Annotated in this window: 20 protein-coding genes; 9 read left to right on the top strand and 11 right to left on the bottom strand. The window is 70.2% G+C overall.

Translation table 11 applies throughout. The annotated features are described in order from the left end of the window. The first annotated feature begins 308 nt into the window (after positions 1-308). Positions 309-4907: a glutamate synthase large subunit gene (gltB, locus tag OG885_RS33220; RefSeq protein WP_405737923.1), complete on the top strand. Its 4599-nt coding sequence runs from the start codon at positions 309-311 to the stop codon at positions 4905-4907. Next, on the top strand, positions 4900-6360 hold the full coding sequence (locus tag OG885_RS33225; RefSeq protein ID WP_329340278.1) for a glutamate synthase subunit beta: 1461 nt from the start codon (positions 4900-4902) through the stop codon (positions 6358-6360). Before gltB ends, OG885_RS33225 begins: the two co-directional genes overlap by 8 nt. 99 nt (positions 6361-6459) lie before the next feature. On the opposite strand, the gene OG885_RS33230 is transcribed toward OG885_RS33225, so the two are convergent. From OG885_RS33230 to OG885_RS33240, 3 genes are all read right to left on the bottom strand, one after another. Beyond that, complete coding sequence (locus OG885_RS33230) at positions 6460-7122, bottom strand: calcium-binding protein (protein WP_405737924.1); 663 nt, start codon at positions 7120-7122, stop codon at positions 6460-6462. Beyond that, positions 7119-8282, bottom strand: coding sequence for a non-hydrolyzing UDP-N-acetylglucosamine 2-epimerase (gene wecB / locus OG885_RS33235; RefSeq protein ID WP_405737925.1), 1164 nt, complete (start codon positions 8280-8282; stop codon positions 7119-7121). The genes OG885_RS33230 and wecB overlap by 4 nt, the downstream gene beginning before the upstream one ends. A gap of 126 nt (positions 8283-8408) precedes the next feature. Then, complete coding sequence (locus OG885_RS33240; protein ID WP_405737926.1) at positions 8409-9653, bottom strand: glycosyltransferase family 2 protein; 1245 nt, start codon at positions 9651-9653, stop codon at positions 8409-8411. A gap of 422 nt (positions 9654-10075) precedes the next feature. On the opposite strand from OG885_RS33240, the gene OG885_RS33245 reads away from it, so the two are divergent. After that, positions 10076-11893 carry a DUF2334 domain-containing protein gene (locus OG885_RS33245; protein WP_405737927.1) on the top strand — a complete coding sequence of 606 codons (1818 nt, stop codon included), beginning with the start codon at positions 10076-10078 and terminating at the stop codon, positions 11891-11893. 11 nt (positions 11894-11904) lie between these two features. Then, positions 11905-12924 (top strand): glycoside hydrolase family 113, encoded by a 1020-nt coding sequence (locus OG885_RS33250; protein WP_405737928.1) that lies wholly within the window; start codon positions 11905-11907, stop codon positions 12922-12924. A 111-nt stretch (positions 12925-13035) separates the two neighbouring features. On the opposite strand, the gene OG885_RS33255 is transcribed toward OG885_RS33250, so the two are convergent. Both OG885_RS33255 and OG885_RS33260 read right to left on the bottom strand, forming a co-directional pair. Further along, entirely contained in the window at positions 13036-13911 is an 876-nt protein-coding gene (locus OG885_RS33255; protein ID WP_405737929.1) for a chitosanase, read from the bottom strand. Then, positions 13908-14831 (bottom strand): rhomboid family intramembrane serine protease, encoded by a 924-nt coding sequence (locus tag OG885_RS33260; RefSeq protein ID WP_405737930.1) that lies wholly within the window; start codon positions 14829-14831, stop codon positions 13908-13910. Before OG885_RS33260 ends, OG885_RS33255 begins: the two co-directional genes overlap by 4 nt. A 97-nt stretch (positions 14832-14928) precedes the next feature. On the opposite strand from OG885_RS33260, the gene OG885_RS33265 reads away from it, so the two are divergent. Further along, positions 14929-15657, top strand: a complete 729-nt coding sequence (locus OG885_RS33265) for a vWA domain-containing protein (RefSeq protein WP_405737931.1) — start codon at positions 14929-14931, stop codon at positions 15655-15657. A 75-nt stretch (positions 15658-15732) separates the two neighbouring features. After that, positions 15733-17385: a cytochrome bc complex cytochrome b subunit gene (locus tag OG885_RS33270; RefSeq protein WP_405737932.1), complete on the top strand. Its 1653-nt coding sequence runs from the start codon at positions 15733-15735 to the stop codon at positions 17383-17385. Here OG885_RS33270 and OG885_RS33275 read toward each other — a convergent pair. Together OG885_RS33275 and OG885_RS33280 are read right to left on the bottom strand one after the other, a co-directional pair. Next, entirely contained in the window at positions 17357-18304 is a 948-nt protein-coding gene (locus tag OG885_RS33275; RefSeq protein ID WP_405737933.1) for an acyl-CoA dehydrogenase family protein, read from the bottom strand. The two genes, OG885_RS33270 and OG885_RS33275, sit on opposite strands and share 29 nt — an antisense overlap. Next, positions 18304-19443 (bottom strand): acyl-CoA dehydrogenase family protein, encoded by a 1140-nt coding sequence (locus tag OG885_RS33280; RefSeq protein WP_405737934.1) that lies wholly within the window; start codon positions 19441-19443, stop codon positions 18304-18306. The genes OG885_RS33275 and OG885_RS33280 overlap by 1 nt, the downstream gene beginning before the upstream one ends. A 72-nt stretch (positions 19444-19515) precedes the next feature. Here OG885_RS33280 and OG885_RS33285 point away from each other — a divergent pair, with 72 nt between their 5' ends. From OG885_RS33285 to OG885_RS33295, 3 genes are read left to right on the top strand one after another with little or no spacing between them, the layout of a single operon-like run. Further along, positions 19516-20301 carry an SDR family oxidoreductase gene (locus OG885_RS33285; RefSeq protein ID WP_405737935.1) on the top strand — a complete coding sequence of 262 codons (786 nt, stop codon included), beginning with the start codon at positions 19516-19518 and terminating at the stop codon, positions 20299-20301. Positions 20302-20316: 15 nt separating this feature from the next. After that, complete coding sequence (locus OG885_RS33290; RefSeq protein WP_405737936.1) at positions 20317-20931, top strand: TetR/AcrR family transcriptional regulator; 615 nt, start codon at positions 20317-20319, stop codon at positions 20929-20931. A gap of 23 nt (positions 20932-20954) precedes the next feature. Then, the gene (locus OG885_RS33295; protein ID WP_405737937.1) at positions 20955-22112 is read left to right on the top strand and encodes an acetyl-CoA C-acetyltransferase; all 1158 of its coding nucleotides are present in this window, start codon (positions 20955-20957) and stop codon (positions 22110-22112) included. On the opposite strand, the gene OG885_RS33300 is transcribed toward OG885_RS33295, so the two are convergent. The 4 genes from OG885_RS33300 to OG885_RS33315 are packed head-to-tail and all read right to left on the bottom strand — an operon-like array spanning position 22096 to position 25438. Beyond that, complete coding sequence (locus OG885_RS33300; RefSeq protein WP_405737938.1) at positions 22096-23145, bottom strand: NAD(P)H-dependent flavin oxidoreductase; 1050 nt, start codon at positions 23143-23145, stop codon at positions 22096-22098. The two genes, OG885_RS33295 and OG885_RS33300, sit on opposite strands and share 17 nt — an antisense overlap. Further along, a complete protein-coding gene (locus OG885_RS33305; protein WP_405737939.1) occupies positions 23145-23876 on the bottom strand; it encodes a CoA-transferase subunit beta in 732 nt (243 codons plus the stop codon). Before OG885_RS33305 ends, OG885_RS33300 begins: the two co-directional genes overlap by 1 nt. Beyond that, positions 23873-24679, bottom strand: coding sequence for a CoA transferase subunit A (locus OG885_RS33310; RefSeq protein ID WP_405737940.1), 807 nt, complete (start codon positions 24677-24679; stop codon positions 23873-23875). Before OG885_RS33310 ends, OG885_RS33305 begins: the two co-directional genes overlap by 4 nt. Continuing rightward, positions 24680-25438 carry an enoyl-CoA hydratase family protein gene (locus tag OG885_RS33315; RefSeq protein WP_405737941.1) on the bottom strand — a complete coding sequence of 253 codons (759 nt, stop codon included), beginning with the start codon at positions 25436-25438 and terminating at the stop codon, positions 24680-24682. Between the last annotated feature and the right edge of the window lie 23 nt (positions 25439-25461).

Below are 25461 nucleotides of genomic sequence, written 5' to 3' on the forward strand. Positions count from 1 at the left end.
ACCACTGGGCATGAGCCGTAAGCGCTGTGGGCAATGACGCCTGCCGCGCATCCGCGAGGTGGGCGACGCCGCTCGCCTCGCCCTGGAGCGACGGACATCGATCTGTCCCGTTCGGTCCCCACACACTTCCAGCCACGTGCGCGATACCCCCCTCGCCACCGCGTGGCGTCCGCATGTTGGAACGGAGTATCCGGTTCCCGAGATCCGCTCCATCATGTAACCTGCACGAAATTTTGCGCACACGCAGAGGGCCAACGTCGTCCCTCGGCACAGCACATATGCCACTTGAGACGACGACGGGAGAGCCGATGCGTACGCCGCGCCAGCCGTCCCAGCATTCCGCGAATGGCCAGAACTGGTCCTTCATGGATGCTCGCCCTGCTGCGCAGGGTATGTACGACCCCCGCAACGAAAAGGACGCCTGTGGCGTCGGTTTCGTGGCCACCCTCACCGGCGAGGCGAGCCATGCGCTGGTCGAGCAGGCGCTCACGGTTCTGCGCAACCTGGAGCACCGCGGTGCCACCGGCTCCGAGCCCGACTCGGGTGACGGCGCGGGCATCCTGACCCAGGTCCCGGACGCCTTCTTCCGTGAGGTCGCGGGATTCGAGCTGCCCGAGGCCGGCGGCTACGCCGTCGGTATCGCCTTCCTGCCCGAGGACGGGACCGCGGACGCCGTCTCGAAGATCGAGACGATCGCCGGCGAAGAGGGCCTCACCGTCCTCGGCTGGCGTGAGGTTCCGGTCGCGCCCGAGCTGCTCGGTGCCACCGCCCGGTCGACCATGCCCGTCTTCCGCGAGATCTTCGTCGCCGACGGCGCCAGCACCGGTATCGACCTCGACCGCAAGGCCTTCGTGCTGCGCAAGCGCGCCGAGCGCGAGGTCGACGTCTACTTCCCCTCGCTGTCCGCGCGGACGATCGTCCACAAGGGCATGCTGACCACCGGTCAGCTGGAGCCCTTCTTCCCGGACCTGTCCGACCGCCGCTTCGGCTCGGCCGTCGCCCTCGTCCACTCGCGCTTCTCCACGAACACCTTCCCGTCGTGGCCGCTCGCGCACCCCTACCGCTTCGTCGCGCACAACGGTGAGATCAACACCGTCAAGGGCAACCGCAACTGGATGGTGGCCCGCGAGTCGCAGCTCGTCTCCGACCTGTTCGGGACGGACGACAAGGCGCTCGACCGCGTCTTCCCCGTCTGTACGCCGGACGCCTCCGACTCGGCGTCCTTCGACGAGGTCCTCGAACTCCTCCACCTCGGTGGGCGTTCGCTGCCGCACTCCGTGCTGATGATGATCCCGGAGGCGTGGGAGAACCACGACTCCATGGACCCGGCCCGACGCGCCTTCTACCAGTTCCACTCCACGATGATGGAGCCCTGGGACGGCCCGGCCTGTGTCACCTTCACCGACGGCACGCAGGTGGGTGCGGTTCTCGACCGCAACGGTCTGCGCCCCGGCCGCTACTGGGTCACCGACGAGGGCCTCGTCGTCCTCGGCTCCGAGGTCGGCGTCCTCGACATCGACCCCGCCAAGGTCGTCCGCAAGGGCCGCCTCCAGCCCGGCAAGATGTTCCTCGTCGACACCGCCGAGCACCGCATCATCGAGGACGACGAGATCAAGGCCGCCCTCGCCGCCGAGCAGCCGTACGCGGAGTGGCTGGAAGCCGGCGAGATCGAGCTGTCCGACCTGCCCGAGCGCGAGCACATCGTGCACACGCACGCCTCGGTCACCCGCCGCCAGCAGACCTTCGGTTACACCGAGGAGGAGCTGCGCGTCCTGCTCGCCCCGATGGCCAAGGCCGGTGCCGAGCCCATCGGTTCGATGGGCACGGACTCGCCGATCGCCGCTCTCTCCGAGCGTCCGCGGCTGCTCTTCGACTACTTCACCCAGCTGTTCGCGCAGGTCACCAACCCGCCGCTGGACGCCATCCGCGAGGAGCTCGTCACCTCGCTGCGCTCCTCGCTGGGCCCGCAGGGCAACCTGCTCGAACCGACGGCCGCTTCCTGCCGTACGGTCACCCTGCCCTTCCCGGTGATCGACAACGACGAGCTGGCCAAGCTCATCCACATCAACGCCGACGGCGACATGCCCGGCTTCAAGGCCGCGACGCTGTCCGGTCTGTACCGGGTCTCCGGCGGTGGCGACTCCCTCGCCGCGCGCATCGAGGAGATCTGCGCCGAGGCGGACGCCGCGATCGAGAACGGCGCCCGGCTGATCGTCCTGTCGGACCGCCACTCCGACGCCGAGCACGCGCCGATCCCGTCGCTGCTGCTCACCGCGGCCGTGCACCACCACCTCATCCGCACCAAGCAGCGCACCGAGGTGGGCCTGCTGGTCGAGGCCGGTGACGTCCGCGAGGTCCACCACGTCGCCCTGCTGATCGGCTTCGGCGCCGCGGCGGTCAACCCGTACCTGGCGATGGAGTCCGTCGAGGACCTCGTCCGCGCGGGCACCTTCCTCTCCGACATCGAGGCCGAGCAGGCCATCCGCAACCTGATCTACGCCCTGGGCAAGGGTGTCCTGAAGGTCATGTCGAAGATGGGCATCTCGACCGTCGCCTCCTACCGCGGCGCCCAGGTCTTCGAGGCCGTCGGTCTCGAAGAGGGCTTCGTCGCGAAGTACTTCAACGGCACCGCCTCCAAGATCGGCGGCGTCGGTATCGACGTCATCGCCAAGGAGGTCGCCGCCCGGCACGCGAAGGCGTACCCCGCCTCCGGCATCGCTCCCGCGCACCGCGCGCTGGAGATAGGCGGCGAGTACCAGTGGCGCCGTGAGGGCGAGCCGCACCTGTTCGACCCGGAGACGGTCTTCCGCCTCCAGCACTCGACGCGCGCCAACCGCTACGACATCTTCAAGAAGTACACGGACCGCGTGAACGAGCAGTCCGAGCGGCTGATGACGCTCCGTGGACTCTTCGGCTTCAAGTCGGACCGCCCCTCGATCTCCATCGACGAGGTCGAGCCCGTCTCCGAGATCGTCAAGCGCTTCTCCACCGGCGCCATGTCCTACGGCTCCATCTCGCGTGAGGCCCACGAGACCCTCGCCATCGCGATGAACCAGCTGGGCGGCAAGTCCAACACCGGTGAGGGCGGCGAGGACCCGGACCGTCTCTACGACCCGGCCCGCCGGTCCGCCATCAAGCAGGTCGCCTCCGGCCGCTTCGGTGTGACCTCCGAGTACCTGGTCAACGCGGACGACATCCAGATCAAGATGGCCCAGGGCGCCAAGCCCGGCGAGGGCGGACAGCTGCCCGGCCACAAGGTCTACCCGTGGGTCGCCAAGACCCGTCACTCCACCCCGGGTGTCGGTCTGATCTCCCCGCCGCCGCACCACGACATCTACTCCATCGAGGACCTGGCCCAGCTGATCCACGACCTGAAGAACGCGAACCCGCAGGCGCGGATTCACGTGAAGCTGGTGTCGGAGGTCGGTGTCGGTACCGTCGCCGCGGGTGTCTCCAAGGCCCACGCGGACGTCGTACTGATCTCGGGTCACGACGGTGGCACGGGTGCGTCGCCGCTGACGTCCCTCAAGCATGCCGGTGGTCCTTGGGAGTTGGGCCTCGCCGAGACCCAGCAGACCCTGCTGCTCAACGGCCTGCGCGACCGCATCGTCGTGCAGACCGACGGTCAGCTCAAGACCGGCCGTGACGTCGTCATCGCCGCGCTGCTCGGTGCCGAGGAGTTCGGTTTCGCGACCGCGCCGCTCGTCGTCTCCGGCTGCGTCATGATGCGCGTCTGCCACCTGGACACCTGCCCGGTCGGCATCGCCACCCAGAACCCGACGCTGCGCGACCGGTTCTCCGGCAAGGCCGAGTACGTCGTGAACTTCTTCCAGTTCATCGCCCAAGAGGTCCGCGAGATCCTCGCCGAGCTGGGCTTCCGCACCATCGAGGAGGCCGTCGGCCACGCCGAGACCCTCGACGTGACCCGCGCGGTCAACCACTGGAAGGCGCAGGGCCTGGACCTGGCCCCGCTCTTCTACGTGCCCGAGCTGCCCGAGGGCGCGGTGCTGCACCAGGTCATCGAACAGGACCACGGCCTGGAGAAGGCGCTCGACAACGAGCTCATCAAGCTCGCCGCCGACGCGCTGTCCGCCGACTCGGCGACCGACGCCCAGCCGGTCCGCGCCCAGGTCGCGATCCGCAACATCAACCGCACGGTCGGCACCATGCTCGGCCACGAGGTGACGAAGAAGTTCGGTGGCGCGGGCCTGCCCGACGACACCGTCGACATCACCTTCACCGGTTCCGCGGGCCAGTCCTTCGGCGCCTTCCTCCCGCGCGGCATCACGCTGCGCCTGGAGGGCGACGCCAACGACTACGTCGGCAAGGGCCTCTCCGGCGGCCGGGTGATCGTCCGTCCCGACCGGGGCGCCGACCACCTCGCCGAGTACTCGACGATCGCGGGCAACACGATCGCGTACGGCGCGACCGGCGGCGAGCTCTTCCTGCGCGGCCGTACCGGCGAGCGGTTCTGCGTCCGCAACTCCGGTGCCACGGTCGTCTCGGAGGGCGTGGGCGACCACGGCTGCGAGTACATGACCGGTGGTCACGCGGTGGTCCTCGGCGAGACGGGCCGTAACTTCGCGGCCGGCATGTCCGGTGGCGTCGCGTACGTCATCGACCTCGTCAAGGACAACGTCAACGTCGGCAACGTGAACGCCGTGGAGGCGCTCGACGACGCGGACAAGCAGTGGCTGCACGACGTCGTGCGCCGCCACCAGGAGGAGACCGGCTCCACGGTCGCCGAGAAGCTCCTGGCCGAGTGGGACACCGCGGTGGACCGCTTCAGCAAGATCATCCCCAGCACGTACAAGGCTGTGCTCGCCGCCAAGGCCGCCGCCGAGCAGGCCGGACTCTCCGAGTCCGAGATCACCGAGAAGATGATGGAGGCGGCGACCAATGGCTGATCCCAAGGGCTTCCTGAACCACGGCCGTGAGGTCGCCAAGTCCCGTCCGGTCGACGTACGGCTGAAGGACTGGAACGAGGTCTACGTCCCCGGCTCCCTGCTGCCGATCATCAGCAAGCAGGCCAGCCGCTGCATGGACTGCGGTATCCCGTTCTGTCACAACGGCTGTCCGCTCGGGAACCTCATCCCCGAGTGGAACGACTACGCCTACCGCGAGGACTGGGCGGCCGCCAGCGAGCGGCTGCACGCGACCAACAACTTCCCGGAGTTCACCGGTCGCCTCTGCCCCGCGCCCTGTGAGTCGGCGTGTGTGCTCGGCATCAACCAGCCGGCCGTGACCATCAAGAACGTCGAGGTCTCGATCATCGACAAGGCGTGGGACAGCGGCGATGTCGACCCGCAGATCCCCGAGCGCCTGTCGGGCAAGACCGTCGCCGTCATCGGCTCGGGCCCGGCCGGCCTCGCCGCCGCCCAGCAGCTCACCCGGGCCGGTCACACGGTCGCGGTGTACGAGCGCGCCGACCGCATCGGCGGTCTGCTCCGCTACGGCATCCCCGAGTTCAAGATGGAGAAGCGGCACATCAACCGCCGCATCGAGCAGATGCGCGCGGAGGGCACCCGCTTCCGCACCGGCATCGAGATCGGCCGCGACCTCAAGGCGACCGACCTGAAGAAGCGGTACGACGCCGTCGTCATCGCCGCCGGTGCGACGACCGCCCGTGACCTGCCCGCCCCGGGCCGCGAGCTCAAGGGCATCCACCAGGCCATGGAGTACCTGCCGCTGGCGAACAAGGTGCAGGAGGGCGACTACGTCACCGCTCCCATCACCGCCGAGGGCAAGCACGTCGTGGTCATCGGCGGTGGCGACACCGGCGCCGACTGCGTGGGCACCGCCCACCGCCAGGGCGCGGCCTCGGTCACGCAGCTGGAGATCATGCCGAAGCCGGGCGAGGACCGCGCCCCGAACCAGCCCTGGCCGACCTTCCCGATGCTCTACAAGGTCACCTCGGCGCACGAGGAGGGCGGTGAGCGGGTCTACTCCGTCTCCACCACCCACTTCGAGGGCGACGAGGACGGCAACGTCCAGTGGCTGCACCTCGTCGAGGTCGAGTTCATCGACGGCAAGCTGACCCAGAAGCCGGGCACGGAGCGCAAGATCCCCGCCCAGCTGGTCACCCTCGCCATGGGCTTCACCGGCACCGACCGGGAGAACGGCCTGGTGGACCAGTTCGGTCTCGAACTCGACGAGCGCGGCAACATCGCCCGCGACGCCGACTTCCAGACCAACGTCCCCGGTGTCTTCGTCGCCGGTGACGCGGGCCGCGGTCAGTCGCTCATCGTGTGGGCGATCGCGGAGGGCCGCTCGGCCGCCCGCGGCACCGACCGGTTCCTGACCGGCGCCAGCGACCTGCCGGCCCCGATCCGGCCGACCGACCGCTCGCTGATGGTGTGATCACACCCGCATAGACGTCCCGTACAACGGCGTACGGAACACTGACGGCGCCTGCCCATCTCGTCCCCGACCGGACGATGGGCGGGCGCCGTCGCCCTTTCACCCGGCGGACGCCTTGAGGCCCTCGAACTCCACCGTCGCGTCCTCCGAGTACGCGCCCACCCGGCCCTGGTTGTACGGCAGTTCGGCGTCCGTGAACCGCACCAGTGGCTCGCCGTCCACCGACACGGACAGTGCCGTCCCGCGCTGCTCGACCCGGACGTCGTACCAGGGACCTACGGGGTACTCGGTCCGGCCGGTCGCCAGGAAGCGCTGGCCGCCCGGGTAGGCCGGGTCGCGTTTGCCGAGCTCCCAGCCGTTCGGCTTGAGGGTGATGTAGTAGAAGTGCTCCGGGTCGGTGTACGCCCAGACCAGCCACGGCACTTCCCACGGGTTCGGCTTCGGTGAGCGCAGCTGCTTCAGCGTCCGCATCCGTGCCTCGTAGCGCACGTCCGTGTAGACGGCGGTGCTCACCACCAGGCCCGCATGGGTGGTGCCCGGGTCCTCGGCGGCCATGGGGGAGAGGGTGAGCGAGGCGTTGTCGCCGTGGTTGGTGCCCATGCCGTTGAACACCGACAGCCAACGGCCGTGGGTGGTGCCGTCGATCCAGGGCCTGGGGGGCGGGGAGTCGTCGCCCCGGCACTGGCTCACGGTGATCGCGACGATCGCGGCCAGGGCGAGAGCCAGTGCCAGTCCGGTGACCCGACCACCCCTGCGTGTCATGCCGTCGAGTATGGCCCGGATGCCGTCAGGCCGACCGGGACATCGGCGGCGAAGTCCTCGGCCAGCTGGCCCAGGATGCGGTGCGCGGCCTCGCCGTCGCCGAACGGGTTGCCCGCGGTCGCCATCCGCCGGTACTCCGCCGGGTCGTCCAACAGCCGTTCCGCCCACGTCACGATGGCCTCCGGGTCGGTGCCGATCAGCCGGGCCGCCCCGGCCTCGACCGCCTCGGGCCGCTCGGTGGTGGTGCGCAGCACCAGCGAGGGCTTGGCGAGGCTCGGCGCCTCCTCCTGGATGCCGCCGGAGTCGGTGAGGACGAGGTCGCACTCGGCCAGCGTCGCCGCGAAGTCCAGGTAGTCCAGCGGCTCGACGAGCGAGATGCCTTGGTGGCCTTCGAGTTCGGGCAGCAGTGCCTCGCGGACGGCCGGGCTCTTGTGCAGCGGCAGCACGATCTCCAGGTCCCCGCGCCGGGCGAGCCGGGCCAGCGCCCGCCCCATGCCGCGCATCCGTTCGCCCTGGTTCTCGCGGCGGTGCAGGGTCACCAGGATGCGTTTGGCGTCGGTGCGGAACGCGGAGACCCCGGCGCCCTCGGTCAGCACCCACAGCAGGTTGTCGATGACGGTGTTGCCGGTGGTGAAGACCTGCTCGCCGGGGACGCCCTCGTCGGTGAGATGGCGGGCCGCGGCCGGGGTGGGGGCGAAGTGCCAGCGGGCGATACGGCCGATGAGGCTGCGGTTGAGCTCCTCGGGGAACGGGTTGTCGATGACGCCGGTGCGCAGGCCCGCCTCGACATGGGCGACCGGGATCTTCTCGTAGAAGGCGGCCAGGGCGCCGGCCAGCGCGGTGGTGGTGTCCCCCTGCACCACCACCAGGTCGGGACGCTGCTCGCGCAGCACCCCGCCGAGCTCCCGGACCAACCGGGCGGTCAGGTCGGAGAGTTGCTGCCGGGTGCGCATCACGTCGAGGGCGATGCGGGCGTCGACCCCCAGCATGCCGAGCATCTGGTGGAGCATCTCGCGGTGCTGGCCGGTGGTGACGACGAGCGGTTCGAACTGTGGCCCGGCGGCCATCGCCCGTGCCACGGGCGCCAGTTTGATCGCTTCCGGCCGGGTGCCGAGCACCAGCATGGCGCGAACGGGCAGGGCTGACGGAGGTGTGGACATGATGGGTGCCCCCCTTGGGCATGCGTGATCGGCGCAGCGACCACGTGAGGGTGATGAGAGGTGGTGCGAGGACCCGCGCGGGGATCGAGCGCGGCCTGAATGTCCTCGGTGAGCGGTTCTACGTCGTCATGTACGCGCGGTCTTGAGCCAGCCCCGCTGGCCGGTGAGCATCCGCCAGAAGCCCCACCAGCCGGCCGCGAACCAGATGTAGCCGTAGAAGACGAAGACGTGCGCGAGCAGGACCGAGCGCACCAGGCCCAACTCCCGCTCCCGCTTGGCGTACACGAAGCCGTACGCGTAGGCGGCGGTGAACGAGAGCAGATACGGGCCGAGCAACCACATCGGGGACACGAGCGGGTGTCCCACCTGCACGGAGGCCACGGTGGTGGCGCCGAAGGCGACGAGGAAGGACAGCGGCAGCAGCGAGGTGAGCAGGATCAGCACCGGGCTGGAGAGGTGGTACAGCAGATCGATGGCGGCTCTGGTGGGCACGTCCCTGAGGATGAGCGGGACGAGTCCGGCCGACTGCAAGTGGCCCTGGAACCAGCGGGACCGCTGCCGGATCAGGCGGCGCAGACTGAGCACGGCCTGCTGGGAGACGGCGGCGGTGGTGCAGTGCTGGTTGGTCCAGCCCTTGGCGATCAGCCGCACCCCGAGGTCGAGGTCCTCGGTGAGGCTGTCGCTCCAAGGCCCGTCCCCATCAAGGGTGTTGAGCGCGGACAGCCGCATGAACTGTCCGTTGCCGCCCATGCCGACGCTGCCGATGTAGCGGCGGGCGCTCTGGAAGACGTCGCCGTAGACGACGAACTCCATGTCCTGCATACGGGCGAGGAGTCCGAGGTGCCGGTTGTACATCCGCACGCAGACCTGGACCGCGCCGGTGCGCGGGTCGTCGAAGTACGGGTCGACCGACTGCACGACGTGCGGATCGAGCCGCCCGTCGGCGTCGACCACGCACAGGACGACGTCGGCGGGGTCGTGGCCGGCGAGGAGGCCGGACTCGCGCAGATGGCGGACCCCGTCGTTGAGGGCGGCGCCCTTGCCCTTGCGGCAGTTCGGCGGGGTGCGCCGGTGCACCCGGACCAGGGCCGGATCGGCGGCCCTGGCGACCTGGAAGGTGCGGTCGTCCGAGCCGTCGTCGATGACCAGGGCCATGAAATTCCGGGCGGGCAGCGAAGTGATGCGCGCCAGGCTTTCAGAAAGCACTTTCTCCTCGTTGAGACAGGCGAGCAGAAATACGTAGAACCGGTCTCTCCGGTCGGTTCGGGAACGGCGAATTCTGCGCCTCGACAACAGAAAGAGACTCGTGTTGTAGCACCCGGCCATAATGATCAGAGTGATGCTCGCCCACAGCAGCAGTTCAGTGATCATGAGTGCTCCCGGTACCGACCTGCGTCCTTTGTACTTGACGGCGCAGTCGTATCCGGGCCAGCAATATGAGACAGGCCGTCAGGCAATAGAACAGAAATCCGGCTCCCGCCGTTGCCTGTAGAGCTTTGGCCAAAGGTAGCCCCGGTACAGCTTCTGGCGCGGCCATCGCCCCTGCCAGGGGCAGCAGAGCCCCCAGGGCGGGTCGTCCGTACATTGTCCCCCCACATTTCACAGCGCGTCCCCATCGCGCGAAGGTGAACGTAGCAGAAGTCGAGGGCGACTCGGCAGACTATTCGGAAAGAGGACAATGTGCGATCTTCCGGTAGGGTCTCCTGGCGCTCACAAAATTCATGCAAAGTGGGGGGGGAATGATCGTGAGACCGATGGTCCGTCCTCGGCGACGAGGAATCTCGAAGTTTTCCGTGCTCCTGTTGCTGATCGCCGCCCTGTTGAGCGGCACTTTCCTGGCCGCCGGTGCCCAGGCCGCACCGAAAGGTCATGGACATGGCCATGAAAACACCGGTGGGAAATCCGGACTGAATCGCGTCGACCTCAAAGGGTGGGCGAAGGCCCAGCTCAAGGCCGACGACGCACGCCACGACAAGAAACGCCGGAAGACCTCCGCGACCACGCTGTCGAGCACCGCGGTCCTCCCGGCCCGCACCGCCTCGACGGTCACTCGGCAGGCCACCCTGCTCCAGGCCGCCGACGTCGCCGCCGCGGCCGACCCCAGCACCCTCGTGCTCTACGACACGGCGGGCCCCTACGGGCAGTTGGGCGAGCTGTACGCCATGGCCGCGGCCAACCTCGCGGGCCACTTCGGCACGGTGACCGCCAAGCCGGTCCAGCAGTACACGGCCGGCCTCGTCGAGTCGTACTCGGCCGTGATCTACATCGGCTCGACCTACTACTGCTGCGACGTCCCGGACGCCGTCCCGGCCGCCTTCTACCAGGACGCCTCCACCACCACCAAGCCGGTGCTGTGGATGGGCGCCAACATCTGGAACATGGCGAACTCGGTGGGCGTAGCCCAGTTCACCCAGAAGTACGGCTGGGATCCGACGACGTCGTACTACGAGGACGGCGGTTCGATCGGGGCCGTGACGCAGGTGACGTACAAGAACCAGGCCCTCACCCGGAAGATCCCGGCGGGCCAGGACGGCGGTGTGCTGCGCCCCAACGTCCTCACCGGCCCCGGCTATCCCGCGGTCACCCGGCTCGCGGAGGGACTCGACACCTCCAACGGGCACACCTTCGGATGGGCGGTCCGCTCCTCGAACCTCACCTACATCGGTGAGATCCCGTTCGCCTACGTCTCCGAGAACGACCGCGTCATCGCCCTGGAGGACCTCCTCTTCGACGCCCTCGCGCCGGCCACCACCGAACGGCACCGCGCGCTGCTGCGCCTGGAGGACATCAGCCCCGACTCCGACCCGGCCGAACTGCGCGCGATGGCCGACTACCTCAAGTCGCAGAACATCGCGTACGGCATCAACGTGATCCCCGTCTACACGGACCCCAACGGCACCTACAACAACGGTGTCCCGCAGACGCTCACGCTCGCCCAGCGGCCGCAGGTGGTCAGCGCCCTGAAGTACATGCTGGCCAGGGGCGCGGTCCTGATGGACCACGGCTACACCCACCAGTACGGCAATGTCGCCAACCCCTACAACGGGGTCACCGGCGACGACTTCGAGTTCTACCGGGCGCATGTCGACGCCTCGGACAACGTGGTCTACGACGGCCCCGTCGCCGGGGACTCCACCCTCTGGGCGCAGGGCCGGGTGACCAGCGCGCTGGCCGCGTTCGCCGCCGTCGGGCTGCCCAGGCCGACGCTGTGGACCACCCCGCACTACGCGGCCTCGGCCACCGACTACAAGGCCGTCAGCGCCAACTTCTCGGCCCGCCTGGAGCGTTCGCTCTACTTCTCCGGGACGCTCAGCGGCAACTCCGCCGGGCCCAACGTGTTCATCGGCCAGTTCTTCCCGTACGTCGTCAAGGACGTGTACGGCACCAAGGTGCTGCCCGAGAACATCGGCAACTACGAACCCGACGCCTACAACAACCACCCGGCGAGGCTGCCGGCCGACCTGATCGCCTCGGCCAAGGCCAACCTGGCCGTCCGCGACGGCTTCGCCAGCTTCTTCTACCACCCGTACTACCCGACCCAGCCGCTCAAGGACACGATCGACGGCATCAAGGCCCTGGGCTACACCTTCGTCAGCCCGACCAGCCTGTGAGGGCCACCACCGTGAAGAGGAGGGTCGTCGCCGCTGCCGCGGTGGCGGCCCTCCTCGCCGCCGCGGGCTGCACCACCACCGGCACCGCGGACCACAAGCGACCGGGGGCCACCCTGCGCGGCATCACCCTGCCCTCCTGGTACCGCACCGACTACGACAGCCCCGCCGCCCCCCGCTATCTGCGGGACATCAAGGCCACCGGGGCCCGCTGGGTCACCTTCACGCCCACCTGGTACCAGCGGCATCGCACCGACACGGAGATGCACCCCACCGAGGAGACCGCGAGCGACGCGAGCCTGCGCCGGATCGTGCGCCGCGCGCACCGGGCCGGCCTCCAGGTGATGATCAAGCCGCACGTGGATCTGCCCGGCGACGGCGACCGCGCCGAGATCCGCCCCCGTGACCGGGCCGCCTGGTTCACCTCGTACCGCCGTTTCATCACCCACTACGCCGACCTCGCGGCGGACACGGGCGTCGAGCAGTTCGCGGTCGGCACCGAACTCGCCGGGGTCTCCGGCGACCGCGAGGCGTGGACCCGGGTCATCGCGGCGGTCCGGGACCGCTACGACGGCACCCTGACCTACGCCGCCAACTACGACGAGTACACGCAGGTCCGCTTCTGGAAGGAGCTCGACGTCATCGGCATCGACGCCTACTGGCCGCTCGCGGAGAAGCCCACGACCGACGTCACTCAACTGCGGCGCGCCTGGCGGCCGATCGCCGAGGAGCTCGCCGCGTTCGCCGAACGGCACGACCGGCGCGTGCTGTTCACCGAGGCCGGGTACGTCAGCCAGCGCGGCGCGACCACCGCGCCGTACGCCTGGGACCTCAGCGAACGCGCCGGGGACGCCGAACAGGCCGCCGCCTACCGGGCGTTGCTGGACACCTTCACCGGCCGCCGCTGGTGGGCCGGGGTCTGCTGGTGGATGTGGGACGACTGGCCGGACAGCGGGGAGACGCCGGCGAGGCTGGCGTATTCGCCGCATGGGAAGCCGGCGGAGGGGGTGTTGAAGGACGCATGGGGCGACTGAGGGCCATCGTTCGTCTGCGGGTCCGTTGTGGCTGGTCGCGCAGTTCCCCGCGCCCCTTTGGCCGTGGGCGGACTCGGCAGAGCAAAGCGCGGCCCCTCTCGCACCTGTCGTCTACGGCACCTTGTACGTCTCCCCGTACACCGCCCACGTCAACGGCGTCTCCAGTTCCAGCTTGCCCTCGCGCAGGAAGCGGCGCTGGGCCGTGTCGACGCGGGAGGTGTCGATGTCGGCGCTGCGGGTGCGCATCGCGGCCTCGCGGACGTCGAGGAAGGCGCTGAGATAGGCCTTCTCGGAGCCTCCCTCGGAGGGCAGGTCGGCCTTCTTCATGGCGCTCTCGCGCAGGCCGTAGAAGCTGGTGGCGTTGGTGCCGGGGCCGTGGAAGACCATGGCGTCGTAGTAGACGAACTGGCCCAGGGCGCCGAGCCCGTCGAGCTTGGCGAGGCGGACCGCGGGGTCGAAGTAGACGCGGTCGCGTTCCGCGTCCTGGGCCTCGCGGAACGCCTCGACCTTCGCCTCCGCCTTCCACGCCGCGGTGAAACCGGGGTCCAGGCCCTCGTGCGAGTCCGAGCCGTCGACCTCGCGCAGGGCGGGGAGGTAGCGGGCGAGACCGTTGTCCGGGTGGTCCTTCGTGTAGCGCTCGACGAGGGTGAGCAGGTCGTGGGTGCCGGTGCAGAAGCCGATGATGCCGGCCGTGTAGCCCTGGCCGTCGCCGATGTCCTCGACGTAGGCGTAGGCGGTGCGCCAGTCGAGGGTGGAGTTCTCGGCGCTCGCCACGAGCTGCTGGGCCAGCTCCTTCTTGGCGGGGGCGGCGAGGCCCGCGGGGAGCGAGGCGAGGGCCTTGTCGTCGTCCGAGCGATTGTTCGAGGGGGAGGTGGCGGCCGGTGCCTCGGACTCGGACTCGGAGGAGTCCGAGGGGGAGAGGAAGAAGATTCCCGCCGCGATGGCTACGGGAACGGCCGCGAGCAGCGGGACACCCACTCGTCTCACTGGGTCAACTCCGAGATCTTCACGAGCGTCAGGACCACGAGCAGCGCGAGGAGCGCCACGCAGGCGGCCGTCTGGATGAGGGCGCGCCGCGGCCCTCGGGGAGCGTACGCGTAGGCGAGCGCGACGGCACCGCCGGTGAGCAGGCCGCCGAGGTGGCCCTGCCAGGACGTGACGAAGGCCGAGCCGGCCAGCCAGACCAGCATGTAGACCATGAAGCGGTTCACCCCGCGCATGTCCGCGCCGCCCCGGCGGGCCAGCACGTAGTAGGCCGCGGCGAGGCCGAAGATCGCCCCCGAGGCGCCCAGCGACTCCGTGCCGGGGTCGGCGAGCAGGGCCTCACCGACGGAACCGCCCACCGTCGCGAGGAGGTAGAGCGCGAGGTAGCGGGCCCGGCCCAGCGCCGGTTCCACGGCCCGGCCCAGCTGCCACAGCGAGAGCATGTTCATCACGATGTGCAGCAGCCCGAAGGTCCCCTCGGTGGGCTCCAGGTGCAGGAAGCCACTGGTCAGCAGCCGTTCCCACTGGCCGGCCACCAGACCCTCGGCGTGGTAGTCGGAGGGGTATGAGGACTCGTAGAGGTAGTGACCGCCGTCCGGGCCGACCAGGCCCGCGGTGAGCATCGCGAAACGGTCCACGATCTGCGGGCGGACCACCTCGCCGACGTACGCGAGCACGTTCAGCCCGATCAGTACGTACGTCACCAGCGGCACCGCCGACACCCGGCCGCCGACGACCGTGCGGGCCTGCCGCACCGACCGGGCGCCTTCCTTCACGCACTCCACGCACTGGTGACCGACCGCCGCCTCGCGCATGCAGTCCGGGCAGATGTACCGGTCGCAGCGGGTGCAGCGGACGTGGGACTCCACCTTGGGATGGCGGAAGCAGGTGGTGACGGCGGACTCGGTGGCCTCGGGTTCCACGGCCGGCTCCTCGGAGATGGGACGATCTGTGAGCCGGTGGGGACGGCGGCGAACAAAATATCGAATGCCTGTGATGAGAGAGACAGTGGGGGAACGAATGGCGGCGATCAGCCTCAGCAAGGTCGAGGAGACGGCACCCGCGCTGGTGAACCTGTACAAGAGCGCGGGGGTCTCGCTGCGCAAGCACGGCCTGGACGGGCTACGGGCCGCCGTCTACCTCGTGGTCGACTACTCCGGGTCCATGAAGCCGTACTACGCCGACGGCAGTGTCCAGGCCCTCGCCGACCGGGTGCTCGGGCTCTCCGCGCACCTCGACGACGACGGCACCGTCCCGGTCGTCTTCTTCTCGACCGACGTCGACGCCGAGACGGAGATCGCCCTCGCCGACCACGAGGGGCGCATCGACCGGATCGTGGCCGGGCTCGGGCACATGGGCAAGACCAGCTACCACCTGGCGATGGACGCGGTCATCGACCACTACCTCGACAGCGGCTCCCGGGAACCCGCCCTCGTCGTGTTCCAGACCGACGGCGGCCCCATCAACAAGCTCGCCGCGGAACGCTATCTGTGCAAGGCGGCCCGGCTGCCGCTGTTCTGGCAGTTCATCGGCTTCGGGGACGCGAAGAGCAAGCAGTTCGACTACCTGCGCAAACTCGACGAGCTCGCCGTCCCCGACAAGCGCGCCGTCGACAACGCCGGCTTCTTCCACGCCGGTGCGGAGCCGCGCAAGGTCTCCGACACCGAGTTGTACGACCGACTCGTCGGCGAGTTCCCGAAGTGGCTGGTGGCCGCGCGGGCGCAGGGCATCATCCCGCCGCGCGCGTGAACGCCGCTGACGACCCGTTGGCTTAGCCGGGCGACCGTGCCACCCTGAAGTTGATCCGACGGGAGGCGGCGACGTATGGACGGCGCGCGATCGGTCAACGGACGGGCGGACAGGCGTACTTCGGGTCCGCCCGGCGGCGGTGAGAAGCTCGCCGACTGGGCGGACGGGCGGCTCGGTCTGTACGGGCTGGCCAAGGCCAACATGCGCAAGGTCTTTCCGGACCATCCGTCCTTCATGCTCGGTGAGATCTGTCTCTACAGCTTCATCGTGATCATCCTCACCGGCATCTACCTCACCCTGTTCTTCGAACCGAGCGGCGTCGAGGTCGTCTACAACGGCTCCTACGAGCCCCTCAACGGCATCGTGATGACCAGGGCGTTCGAGTCCACGCTCGACATCAGCTTCGATGTGCGCGGCGGGCTGCTGATCCGGCAGATCCACCACTGGGCGGCCCTGGTCTTCGTCACCGGCATGCTCGTGCACATGATGCGGGTGTTCTTCACCGGCGCCTTCCGCAAGCCGCGGGAGGTCAACTGGGTCTTCGGCTGGACCCTGTTGATGCTCGGCATCCTCACCGGTCTGACCGGCTACTCGCTCCCCGACGACCTGCTGTCCGGCACCGGTATCCGCTTCGCGCAGGGCGCCATCCTGTCCGTGCCGATCATCGGCACGTATCTGTCGTTCTTCCTGTTCGGCGGGGAGTTCCCGGGCCACGACATCATCCCGCGGCTGTTCCCCATCCATGTCCTGCTGCTGCCCGGGATCATGCTGGGCCTGGTCACCGCGCATCTGATCCTGGTCTTCTACCACAAGCACACCCAGTTCCCGGGGCCCGGCCGGAACGAGAAGTCGGTCGTCGGCATGCCCTTCCTCCCGGTCTACACCGCGAAGGCCGGCGGCTTCTTCTTCCTGGTCTTCGGCATGCTCGCGCTCATGGGCGGCATCGCCCAGATCAACCCCGTGTGGGCCTTCGGGCCGTACCGCCCCGACCTGGTCACCACCGGCGCCCAGCCCGACTGGTACCTCGGCTTCTCCGAGGGGCTGATCCGGGTGATGCCGGGATGGGAGATCAACGCCTGGGGCCACACCCTCCAGTTGGGCGTCTTCATCCCCTTCTCGCTCTTCCCGCTGATCCTGGCCGCCATCGGCGCCTATCCGTTCATCGAGGCGTGGATCACCGGTGACAGACGCGAGCACCACATCCTGGACCGGCCGCGCAACGTCCCCGTACGCACCGGCCTCGGTGTGGCCTGGCTGAGCCTGTACGTGGTCCTGCTGATCGGCGGCGGCAACGACGTGGTGGCCACGCATCTGCATCTGTCCATCAACGCGATCACCTGGTTCGTGCGGATCTCCGTCTTCGTGGTGCCGGTGCTCGCCTTCGTCGTCACCAAGCGGGTCTGCCTCGGGCTCCAGCGCCGCGACCGGGACAAGGTGCTGCACGGCAGGGAGTCGGGCGTCATCCGGCGGCTGCCGCACGGGGAGTACGTCGAGGTCCACGAGCCCCTCGCCCAGGCGCAGCTGCACACCCTCACCCAGCACGAGCAGAACGGCCACTACGAGATCGGCCCGCTCGTCGACGCCCACGGCGTCCGCCGCCCGGTCACCGCCTCCATGCGGGTGCGGGCGCGGCTGGCCCGGGCGATGTTCGGGCCGGAGACCCAAATCCCGAAGCCGACGCCGGAGGAGTACCGGGAGCTCACCAGCGGGGACCATCAGCAGCATTGAGGACCGCGTCCCGGCACGCCTCGGGGCTGCCCCAGGCCGTGTGCAGGGCGCGGGCCTTGGTGAGCCAGAGGGACAGGTCGTACTCCGCCGTGTAGCCGATCGCGCCGTGCAGCTGGAGCGCGGTGCGGGCGGTGGCGTACGCCGCCTCGCACGCCGTGACCTTGGCGGCGGCGACGTCGGCGGGGTCCAGGGTCAGCGCGGCCGCGAACACGAGGGGGCGGGCGAACTCCAAGGCGACCTTCGCGTCGGCCAGTTGATGCTTGACCGCTTGGAAAGCGCCTATGGGGGCGCCGAACTGAGTCCGCTGCCCGACGTAGGAGACGGTCCGGTCGAGGAGTGCGAGTCCGACGCCGAGGGCCTGGGCGGCGGTGGTGAGGCGGGCGAGCAGGAGGGCCTGCTCGATGGGCGGGGTGGCGGTGAGGAGTTCGTCGGGGGCCAGGGCCGTGAGGCGCCGGGCCGGGTCCAGGGACGGGCGTACGGGGCCGTGGCCGGTGGCGTGGTGCAGGCCCTCGGCGGTGAGGACGAGGCGGAGACCGGCCGCGTCACCGTCCAGGGCGTACGGGCTGTCGTACGCCACCGTCGCCATGACCTCGCCCGACACGAGCCGCTTGACGAGGTCCGGTACGGGGAGGAGCACGGCCGCGGTGACCGTCTCGACGAGTGGGCCGGGGACGGCGTGGCGCCCCAACGCCAGGAAGGCGACGGCGAGTTCGACCGGGCGGACGCCGACCCCGTCGTACTCCTCCGGGGCGGCCAGCGCGAACACGCCGGCCGCCGCTAGCCGTCCCCAGAGTGCGCGCCCGCTTCCGTGCTGGCCCAGGCTCCACTCCCGTACGACGGAAGGCGTGTCCGCTCCGGCCAGCAGGGCCTCCAACGAGTCGGCGAACGCCCGCTGTTCGCGGTCGAGCACGAGTCGCATCAGCGTCGCCCCTTCGGCAGGCCCAGCAGGCGTTCGGCGATGATGTCGCGCTGGATCTCGTTGGTGCCCGCGTAGAGGGGGCCGGCGAGGGCGAAGACATACCGCTCGGACCACTCGGTGTCCGCCAACTCGCCTTCCGCGCCCAGCAGATCGAGGGCCGTTTCCGTGAGCGCGATGTCGTACTGCGACCAGAAGACCTTGTTCAGGCTGGACTCCGGGCCGAGGGACTCGCCGTCGAGGAAACGCGAGGCGGCGGCGCAGGTGAAGAGCTGGTAGGCGCGGGCGCCGATCAGCGCGTCGGCGACCCGGGCCCTGGCCCCGTCCGGGCTGCCCTGCTCGCGCCACAGGGCGTGGAGGCGGTTGGCCGCCGCCAGATAGCGGCCGGGGGAGCGGAGCGTGAGCCCGCGTTCGTTGCCCGTCGCCGCCATCGCGATCCGCCAGCCCTGACCCGGCTCCCCGATCACGTCCGCGTCCGGCACGAACACCTCGTCCAGGAACAGCTCGGCGAAGGCCGGCTTGCCGTCGAGACGGGCGATCGGGCGGACCGTGACGCCGGGCGCCCGCAGGTCGAACATGAGGTAGGTCAGGCCCTGATGGGGCTTCGGGGCGTCAGGGTCGCTGCGGAACAGACCGAAGGCGCGGTCCGCGAACGCGGCCCGGGACGACCAGGTCTTCTGCCCGCTCAGCAGCCAACCCCCGTGCGTCCGCACCGCCTTGGAGCGCAGCGACGCCAGATCCGAACCCGCCTCAGGCTCGGACCACGCCTGCGCCCAGACCACCTCGCCCCGGGCCATCGGCGGCAGCACCCGCGCCCGCTGCTCCCGCGTACCGTGGTCGAAGAGGGTCGGCGCGAGGAGGCTGACACCGTTCTGGTTGACGCGGCCGGGGGCGCCCGCGGCGTAGTACTCCTCCTCGAAGAGCAGCCAGCGGACGAGCCCCGCGTCCCGGCCGCCGTACTCCGTCGGCCAGTCGACCACCGACCAGCGGTCCGCGGCCAGTTCGGCCTCCCAGGCGCGATGGGCCGCGAAGCCCTCCGCCGTCTCCAGCGAGGGGAGGGGAGCCGCCGGGACGTGCGCCAGGAGCCATGCCCTGGCCTCCTCGCGGAACGCCTCGTCCTCCGGCGTGAAGGCGAGATCCATCGGCGAACCCTCCCCTGGTGTCCTTCTCCACCGACCTTCCCTAACAAGTGTTTGGTAGGTTAGCGTGCCCCTATGACAGGCGTCGAGAGTCCGGCCTACGAGCCGGGGCACGGGCTGCTGGCAGGGCGCACCGCCGTCATCACCGCCGCCGCGGGCGCGGGCATCGGCGGGGCGACCACGCGGCGCTTCCTGGAGGAAGGCGCGCGCGTGATCGTCAGCGACACCCATGTGCGCCGGCTCAAGGAGTACGAGGCCCGGCTGGCCGGTGAGTTCCCGGGTGCCGTGGCCTCCGTACCGTGCGATGTCACCGACGAGACGCAGGTGACGGCGTTGTTCGAGGCCGCGGTGCGGGAGCACGGCCGGCTCGATGTGGTGGTCAACAACGCGGGGCTCGGCGGGACTTCGGACCTTGTCGACATGTCCGACGAGCAGTGGTCCCGGGTCCTCGACGTCACCCTCAACGGCACCTTCCGGTGCACCCGGGCCGCCCTGCGGCGGATGCGGGAGAGCGGGGGCGGTGTCATCGTCAACAACTCCTCCGTCGTGGGCTGGCGGGCCCAGGCAGGGCAGGCGCACTACGCGGCGGCGAAGGCGGGGGTCATGGCGCTGACCCGGTGCGCGGCGATCGAGGCGGCCGAGTTCGGGGTGCGCGTCAACGCGGTGGCCCCGAGTCTCGCCATGCATCCGCACCTGGCGAAGGTGACCACCCCCGAGCTGTTGCGGGAGCTGACCGCGCGGGAGGCGTTCGGGCGGTACGCGGAGCCCTGGGAGGTGGCCAACGTGATCGTGTTCCTGGCGTCCGGCTACTCGTCGTACATGACGGGCGAGGTCGTCGCCGTCAGCAGCCGGCACCCCTAGGGCCAGAATGATGTCGTGCCGACCAAGAAAAAGCCCCAGGTGACCCCCGCCGCGCCCGCCCGGCGCCGCGAACTCCTCGACACCGCCGCCGAGGTCTTCGCCGAGCAGGGCTACAACGCCACCACCGTCCGCAAGATCGCGGACCACGCGGGCATGCTCGCGGGCAGCCTCTACTACCACTTCGACTCCAAGGAGTCGATGCTGGAGGAGATCCTGCGGACCTTCCTCGACGAGCTCTGGGCCGGTTACGACACCGTCCTGGAGGCCGAGCTGGACCCGCGCGAGACGCTTGAGGCCCTCGTCACCGAGTCGTTCCGGGAGATCGACCGGCACCGCGCCGCCGTCGCGATCTACCAGAAGGAGAGCAAGCAGCTCGTCGCACAGGAGCGGTTCGGCTTCCTCGCCGCGTCGCAGCGCAGGTTCGAGAAGGCGTGGCTGTCCACGCTGGAGCGCGGGGTCGCCGCCGGGGTCTTCCGGGCCGACCTCGACATGCGGCTCGCCTACCGCTTCGTCCGCGACACCGTCTGGGTCGCCGCGTCCTGGTACCGGCCCGGCGGACAGCACAGCCCGGAGGAGATCGCCCGGCAGTACCTGTCGATGGTGCTGGACGGGATCGCCGTACGCGAATAACCCCTATCTGGCAGGGAGTTGTCATGGCCGAGGCCTACATCGTCGAAGCGGTGCGGACGCCCGTCGGGCGGCGCGGGGGAGGACTGAGCGCGGTCCACCCGGCCGACCTGGGAGCGCATGTCCTGAAGGAGCTCGTCGCGCGGGCGGGGGTGGACCCGGGGGCCGTCGAGGACGTCGTCTTCGGCTGCCTGGACGCGGTGGGGCCGCAGGCCGGGGACATCGCGCGGACCGCGTGGCTGGCCGCCGGGCTGCCCGAGGAGGTGCCGGGCGTGACCGTGGACCGCCAGTGCGGCTCCTCCCAGCAGGCCGTGCACTTCGCGGCGCAGGGCGTGCTGTCCGGGACGCAGGACCTGGTCGTCGCCGGCGGGGTGCAGAACATGTCGATGATCCCGATCGCCTTCGCCACCCGCCAGGCCGCCGAGCCCCTCGGCCTCACCCAGGGGCCCTTCGCGGGCAGCGTGGGCTGGCAGGCGCGGTATCCGGGCAAGCCGGTGAACCAGTTCGCCGGCGCCGAGATGATCGCCGCCAAGTGGGGGATCAGCCGGCAGGACCAGGAGGAGTTCGCGCTGCGCTCCCACCAGCGGGCGGTACGGGCGATCGACGAGGGCCGCTTCGCGCGGGAGACCGTGGCCCACGGGGACGTGGGCGTAGACGAGGGGCCGCGCCGGGACACCTCACTGGAGAAGATGGCCGGGCTGAAGCCGGTCATCGACGGCGGCACCGTCACCGCCGCCTGCTCCTCCCAGGTCTCCGACGGCGCCGCCGCCATGCTGCTGGCCTCCGAGCGGGCGGTACGGGAACACGGGCTCACGCCCCGCGCGCGCGTGCACCACCTCTCCGTGCGCGGCGAGGACCCCATCCGCATGCTCACCGCGCCCATCCCGGCCACCGCCCACGCCCTGAAGAAGACGGGCCTGTCCATCGGCGCCATCGACCTCGTCGAGATCAACGAGGCCTTCGCGCCGGTGGTGCTGGCCTGGCTGAAGGAGACGGGGGCCGATCCGGAGAAGGTCAACGTCAACGGCGGCGCGATCGCGCTGGGGCATCCGCTGGGGGCCACGGGGGTGAAGCTGATGACGACCCTGCTGCATGAACTGGAGCGCACCGGCGGGCGGTTCGGACTCCAGACGATGTGCGAGGGCGGCGGACAGGCGAACGTGACGATCATCGAGCGGCTCTGAGGGCCTGAAGGGTCTCGTCGGCCTCCTTCATGATCCGTTCCACCAGCTCCGCGCACGACGGCAGGTCGTCGATCACCCCGGCGACCTGCCCCGAGGCCATCACGCCGAGATCCGTACGCCCGTCCACCATCGCCGACCTGAGCAGCATCGGCGTGTTGGCGGCGAGCAGCACCTGGCTCCAGGTGAGGTCCTTGCCGTGCTTCATGGCGAGGCCGTCGCGCAGCATCCGGCGCCAGGTGAGCCCGGACAGCGCGCGGAAGCCGGCCGCCCTGCGCACCGCGTGCAGCAGCCGCCGTGAACGGCCCGACCGCTCCAGGGAGTCCACCAGCTCCGTGCGGAGCATCCGGTGCGGCAGCCCGTCCACCGCGCGGGTCACCGTCACATCCCTGACGGTCGCCGCGAGATAGCGCCGCTTCACCGCGTCCGGCACCGTCGAGTCCGACGTCAGCAGGAACCGCGTGCCCATCGCCACGCCCGCCGCCCCGTACGACAGGGCCGCGACCAGCCCCCGCCCGTCGAAGAAGCCGCCCGCCGCCACGACCGGGATGTCCACCGCGTCGACCACCTGGGGCAGCAGCACGGTCGTCGCCACCTCGCCGGTGTGGCCGCCGCCCTCCCCGCCCTGCACGATCACCGCGTCCGCGCCCCAGGCCGCGACCTTCTCGGCATGGCGGCGGGCCCCGACGGAGGGGATGACCACGACGTCCGCCGCCTTGAGCCGGGCGATCAGCTCGGGGGAGGGGGCCAGCGCGAACGACGCCACCCGCACGCCCTCTTCGAGCATGATCGACACCCGCTCCCCGGCGTCCGCCGCGTCCGCCCGCAGATTCACGCCGAAGGGGGCGTCCGTACGGGACCTGACCTCGCGGATCGCCCGGCGCAGCCGGTCCGGGGTCATCGTCGCCGAGGCCAGGATGCCGAGCGCGCCCGCGTTCGCCGCGGCCGACACCAGACGGGGGCCCGCCACCCAGCCCATCCCGGTCTGCACGACCGGGTGGCGGATGCCGACGAGCCGGGTGAGTGCCGTGTCCATCAGGCGGCGACCTCTCTGGCGCGGGCGCCGGCGGGGTCGAGCACCTCACGGATCAACGTCAGTTCCTGAGCGGTCGGTTCGCGGGTGTACGGCACGTCGGCCGGGACGCTCAGCGGGAAGCCGGTGGCCTCGGCCACCTCCTCGACGCTCACCCCGGGATGCAGCGACGCCAGCCGCATCGAGTGGTCCGGCGTCGCGAAGTCGAGGACGCCGAGGTCGGAGACGACCCGGGGGATGCGGTGGAAGCGGGCCCCGGCGCCATGGTCGTACCCGATGTGGTCGTACCCCACCCCGCACACCATGTCGACCTTCTCCACGAAGACCCGCCGGGAGTGCCGGGGCACCCAGTAACTGGTCGGGTTGTTCAGGGTGTTGACCGGTGCGCCCCGCACCCCGAGGAGCTGCCGTCTGGGCTGCTCCCAGTCACCGATGCAGGAGATGTTCTGGTTGCCGTACCGGTCGATCTGGCTCGCGCCCATCATCACGTGCCGTCGCCCGCCGGTGACCAGGGCCAGATGCTGCCGGTACGGCAGCCAGCCCTCGACGGTGCCGTCCGGGCGGACCAGCATCGCCTCGCCGTCGGTCAGCAGCAGGTCGGGTGCGAAGGTGAGGCGGGCCAGCCGGGCGCCCAGGGAGGGGATCAGGCCCATGGGGCTGGCGAGGATCTCGCCCGCGTCACGCCAGGCCTCGGCGCAGGCGATCACGCAGTACTCGGCGCGGGTCGCGGTCATGTCGTCCTCCCGTCGAGGTACCGCTCGGCGAACTCCGGCCAGGGTGTGGTCGCGTACTCCCGCTGGGCCACCTCGTCGCGGCCGTAGTCGGGGGCGCAGGAGGTGAAGTGGGCTCCGCCCGGTGCCTCGACGACTCCGGTCACCGTGTGCCGTTTGAGGAGCAGCGACTGGGGCGGCCCCTCCTTCGTCAACTCGGCCGTGTCCACGACCCGTTCGCACGAGACGTACGCCTTCTCCGCCGCCTCGCAGAACAGGTCGTCGAAGTACGGGTCGGGGCCCAGGCACTGTCCGTTGCCCAGCCGGTCGGCGCGGTTGACGTGGACCAGGGCCGCGTCCAGGCGCAGGGCGGGCATGGCGACGAAGGTCTCGCCGTCGTCGTACGGCGAAGTCACCGTCCGCAGACCGGGGTTGACCCGCATGACGTCCGAGCCGAGGCCGGCCCGCACCGGCAGGAACGGCAGGCGGTTGGCGGCCGCGCGCAGACCCCACATGAACATCGCCTCGTCGATCTCCGTCAGCGTGAGGGCGCCGCGCTCGCGGGCCGCGCGGTAGTGGGGTTCGAGGGGGATCGAGTCGAGGGTGACGAAGGGGGCGACGAGTGCGCGCAGGCGTCCGGCGGCGGCGAGCATGCCGACGTCGGGGCCGCCGTAGGAGACGACGGTGAGATCGGTGATCTCCGTGCGGAGCAGTGCTCTCACCAGCGCCATCGGCTTGCGGCGCGAACCCCAGCCGCCGATGCCGAGGGTCATGCCGCTCTCCAGCCGGGAGACGGCCTCGTCGGCGGTCATGGTCTTGTCGGTCACCTAGGAACCACCCTTCCCGAAGCTGCTCCGCACCCGGTCGGCGACCCCGCTCACGCTCGCCTCGAAGGTGAACCCCTGCTCGAAGCGGTAGCTGCGGCGCACGTCGACCGGGTCGATGCCGTTGATGGCGGCCTTCGCCAGCCGCAGCAGCTCCCCGTCCTTGGCGGCGATCTCGCCCGCCAACTCCAGGGCGGCGTCGAGCAGTTCCGTGCGCGGTACGACCGCCCACACCGAGCCGTGCGCGTGCAGCTCGGCCGCGGTGATCGTGCGGGAGGTGAAGTACAGGGCGCGCATCAGGTGCTGGGGGACGAGGCGGGCCAGATGCGTGGCGGCGCCCAGGGCTCCCCGGTCCAGCTCGGGCAGCCCGAAGGAGGCGTCCTCACTCGCCACGATCACGTCCGCGTTGCCCACCAGCCCGATCCCGCCCCCGAGGCAGAACCCCTGCACGGCCGCCACCACCGGCACCGCGCACTCGTACACCGCCGAGAACGCCTCGAAACAGCCGCGGTTGACCCCGACCAGGGCGTCCGGGCCCCGCGCCTGGAGCTCCTTGATGTCGACGCCCGCGTTGAACCCCCGCCCCTCGGCGGCCAGCACCACACAGCGCGTGGCCGGATCACGCCCCGCGGCGCGCACGGCGTCGGCCAGCGCGTACCAGCCGTCCACCGGAAGGGCGTTCACCGGCGGGAAGTCGACCGTGACGACCCGAATCCCTCTTTCTCGCATCCCTTTTTCCTGGGACGAGGTGGAGACACCCATGGAAGCATCAGCTACCTTTCCAC

Source organism: Streptomyces sp. NBC_00028 (genome assembly GCF_045041065.1).
GTDB lineage: Bacteria > Actinomycetota > Actinomycetes > Streptomycetales > Streptomycetaceae > Streptomyces.

What these genes read in the sequence shown, in the direction of transcription:
- gltB (WP_405737923.1), top strand. Translation starts at nt 309, where the DNA reads ATGCGTACGCCGCGCCAGCCGTCCCAGCATTCCGCGAATGGCCAGAAC.
- OG885_RS33225 (WP_329340278.1), top strand. Translation starts at nt 4,900, where the DNA reads ATGGCTGATCCCAAGGGCTTCCTGAACCACGGCCGTGAGGTCGCCAAG.
- OG885_RS33230 (WP_405737924.1), bottom strand. Translation starts at nt 7,122, where the DNA reads ATGACACGCAGGGGTGGTCGGGTCACCGGACTGGCACTGGCTCTCGCC.
- wecB (WP_405737925.1), bottom strand. Translation starts at nt 8,282, where the DNA reads ATGTCCACACCTCCGTCAGCCCTGCCCGTTCGCGCCATGCTGGTGCTC.
- OG885_RS33240 (WP_405737926.1), bottom strand. Translation starts at nt 9,653, where the DNA reads ATGATCACTGAACTGCTGCTGTGGGCGAGCATCACTCTGATCATTATG.
- OG885_RS33265 (WP_405737931.1), top strand. Translation starts at nt 14,929, where the DNA reads ATGGCGGCGATCAGCCTCAGCAAGGTCGAGGAGACGGCACCCGCGCTG.
- OG885_RS33270 (WP_405737932.1), top strand. Translation starts at nt 15,733, where the DNA reads ATGGACGGCGCGCGATCGGTCAACGGACGGGCGGACAGGCGTACTTCG.
- OG885_RS33275 (WP_405737933.1), bottom strand. Translation starts at nt 18,304, where the DNA reads ATGCGACTCGTGCTCGACCGCGAACAGCGGGCGTTCGCCGACTCGTTG.
- OG885_RS33280 (WP_405737934.1), bottom strand. Translation starts at nt 19,443, where the DNA reads ATGGATCTCGCCTTCACGCCGGAGGACGAGGCGTTCCGCGAGGAGGCC.
- OG885_RS33285 (WP_405737935.1), top strand. Translation starts at nt 19,516, where the DNA reads ATGACAGGCGTCGAGAGTCCGGCCTACGAGCCGGGGCACGGGCTGCTG.
- OG885_RS33295 (WP_405737937.1), top strand. Translation starts at nt 20,955, where the DNA reads ATGGCCGAGGCCTACATCGTCGAAGCGGTGCGGACGCCCGTCGGGCGG.
- OG885_RS33300 (WP_405737938.1), bottom strand. Translation starts at nt 23,145, where the DNA reads ATGGACACGGCACTCACCCGGCTCGTCGGCATCCGCCACCCGGTCGTG.
- OG885_RS33305 (WP_405737939.1), bottom strand. Translation starts at nt 23,876, where the DNA reads ATGACCGCGACCCGCGCCGAGTACTGCGTGATCGCCTGCGCCGAGGCC.
- OG885_RS33315 (WP_405737941.1), bottom strand. Translation starts at nt 25,438, where the DNA reads ATGGGTGTCTCCACCTCGTCCCAGGAAAAAGGGATGCGAGAAAGAGGG.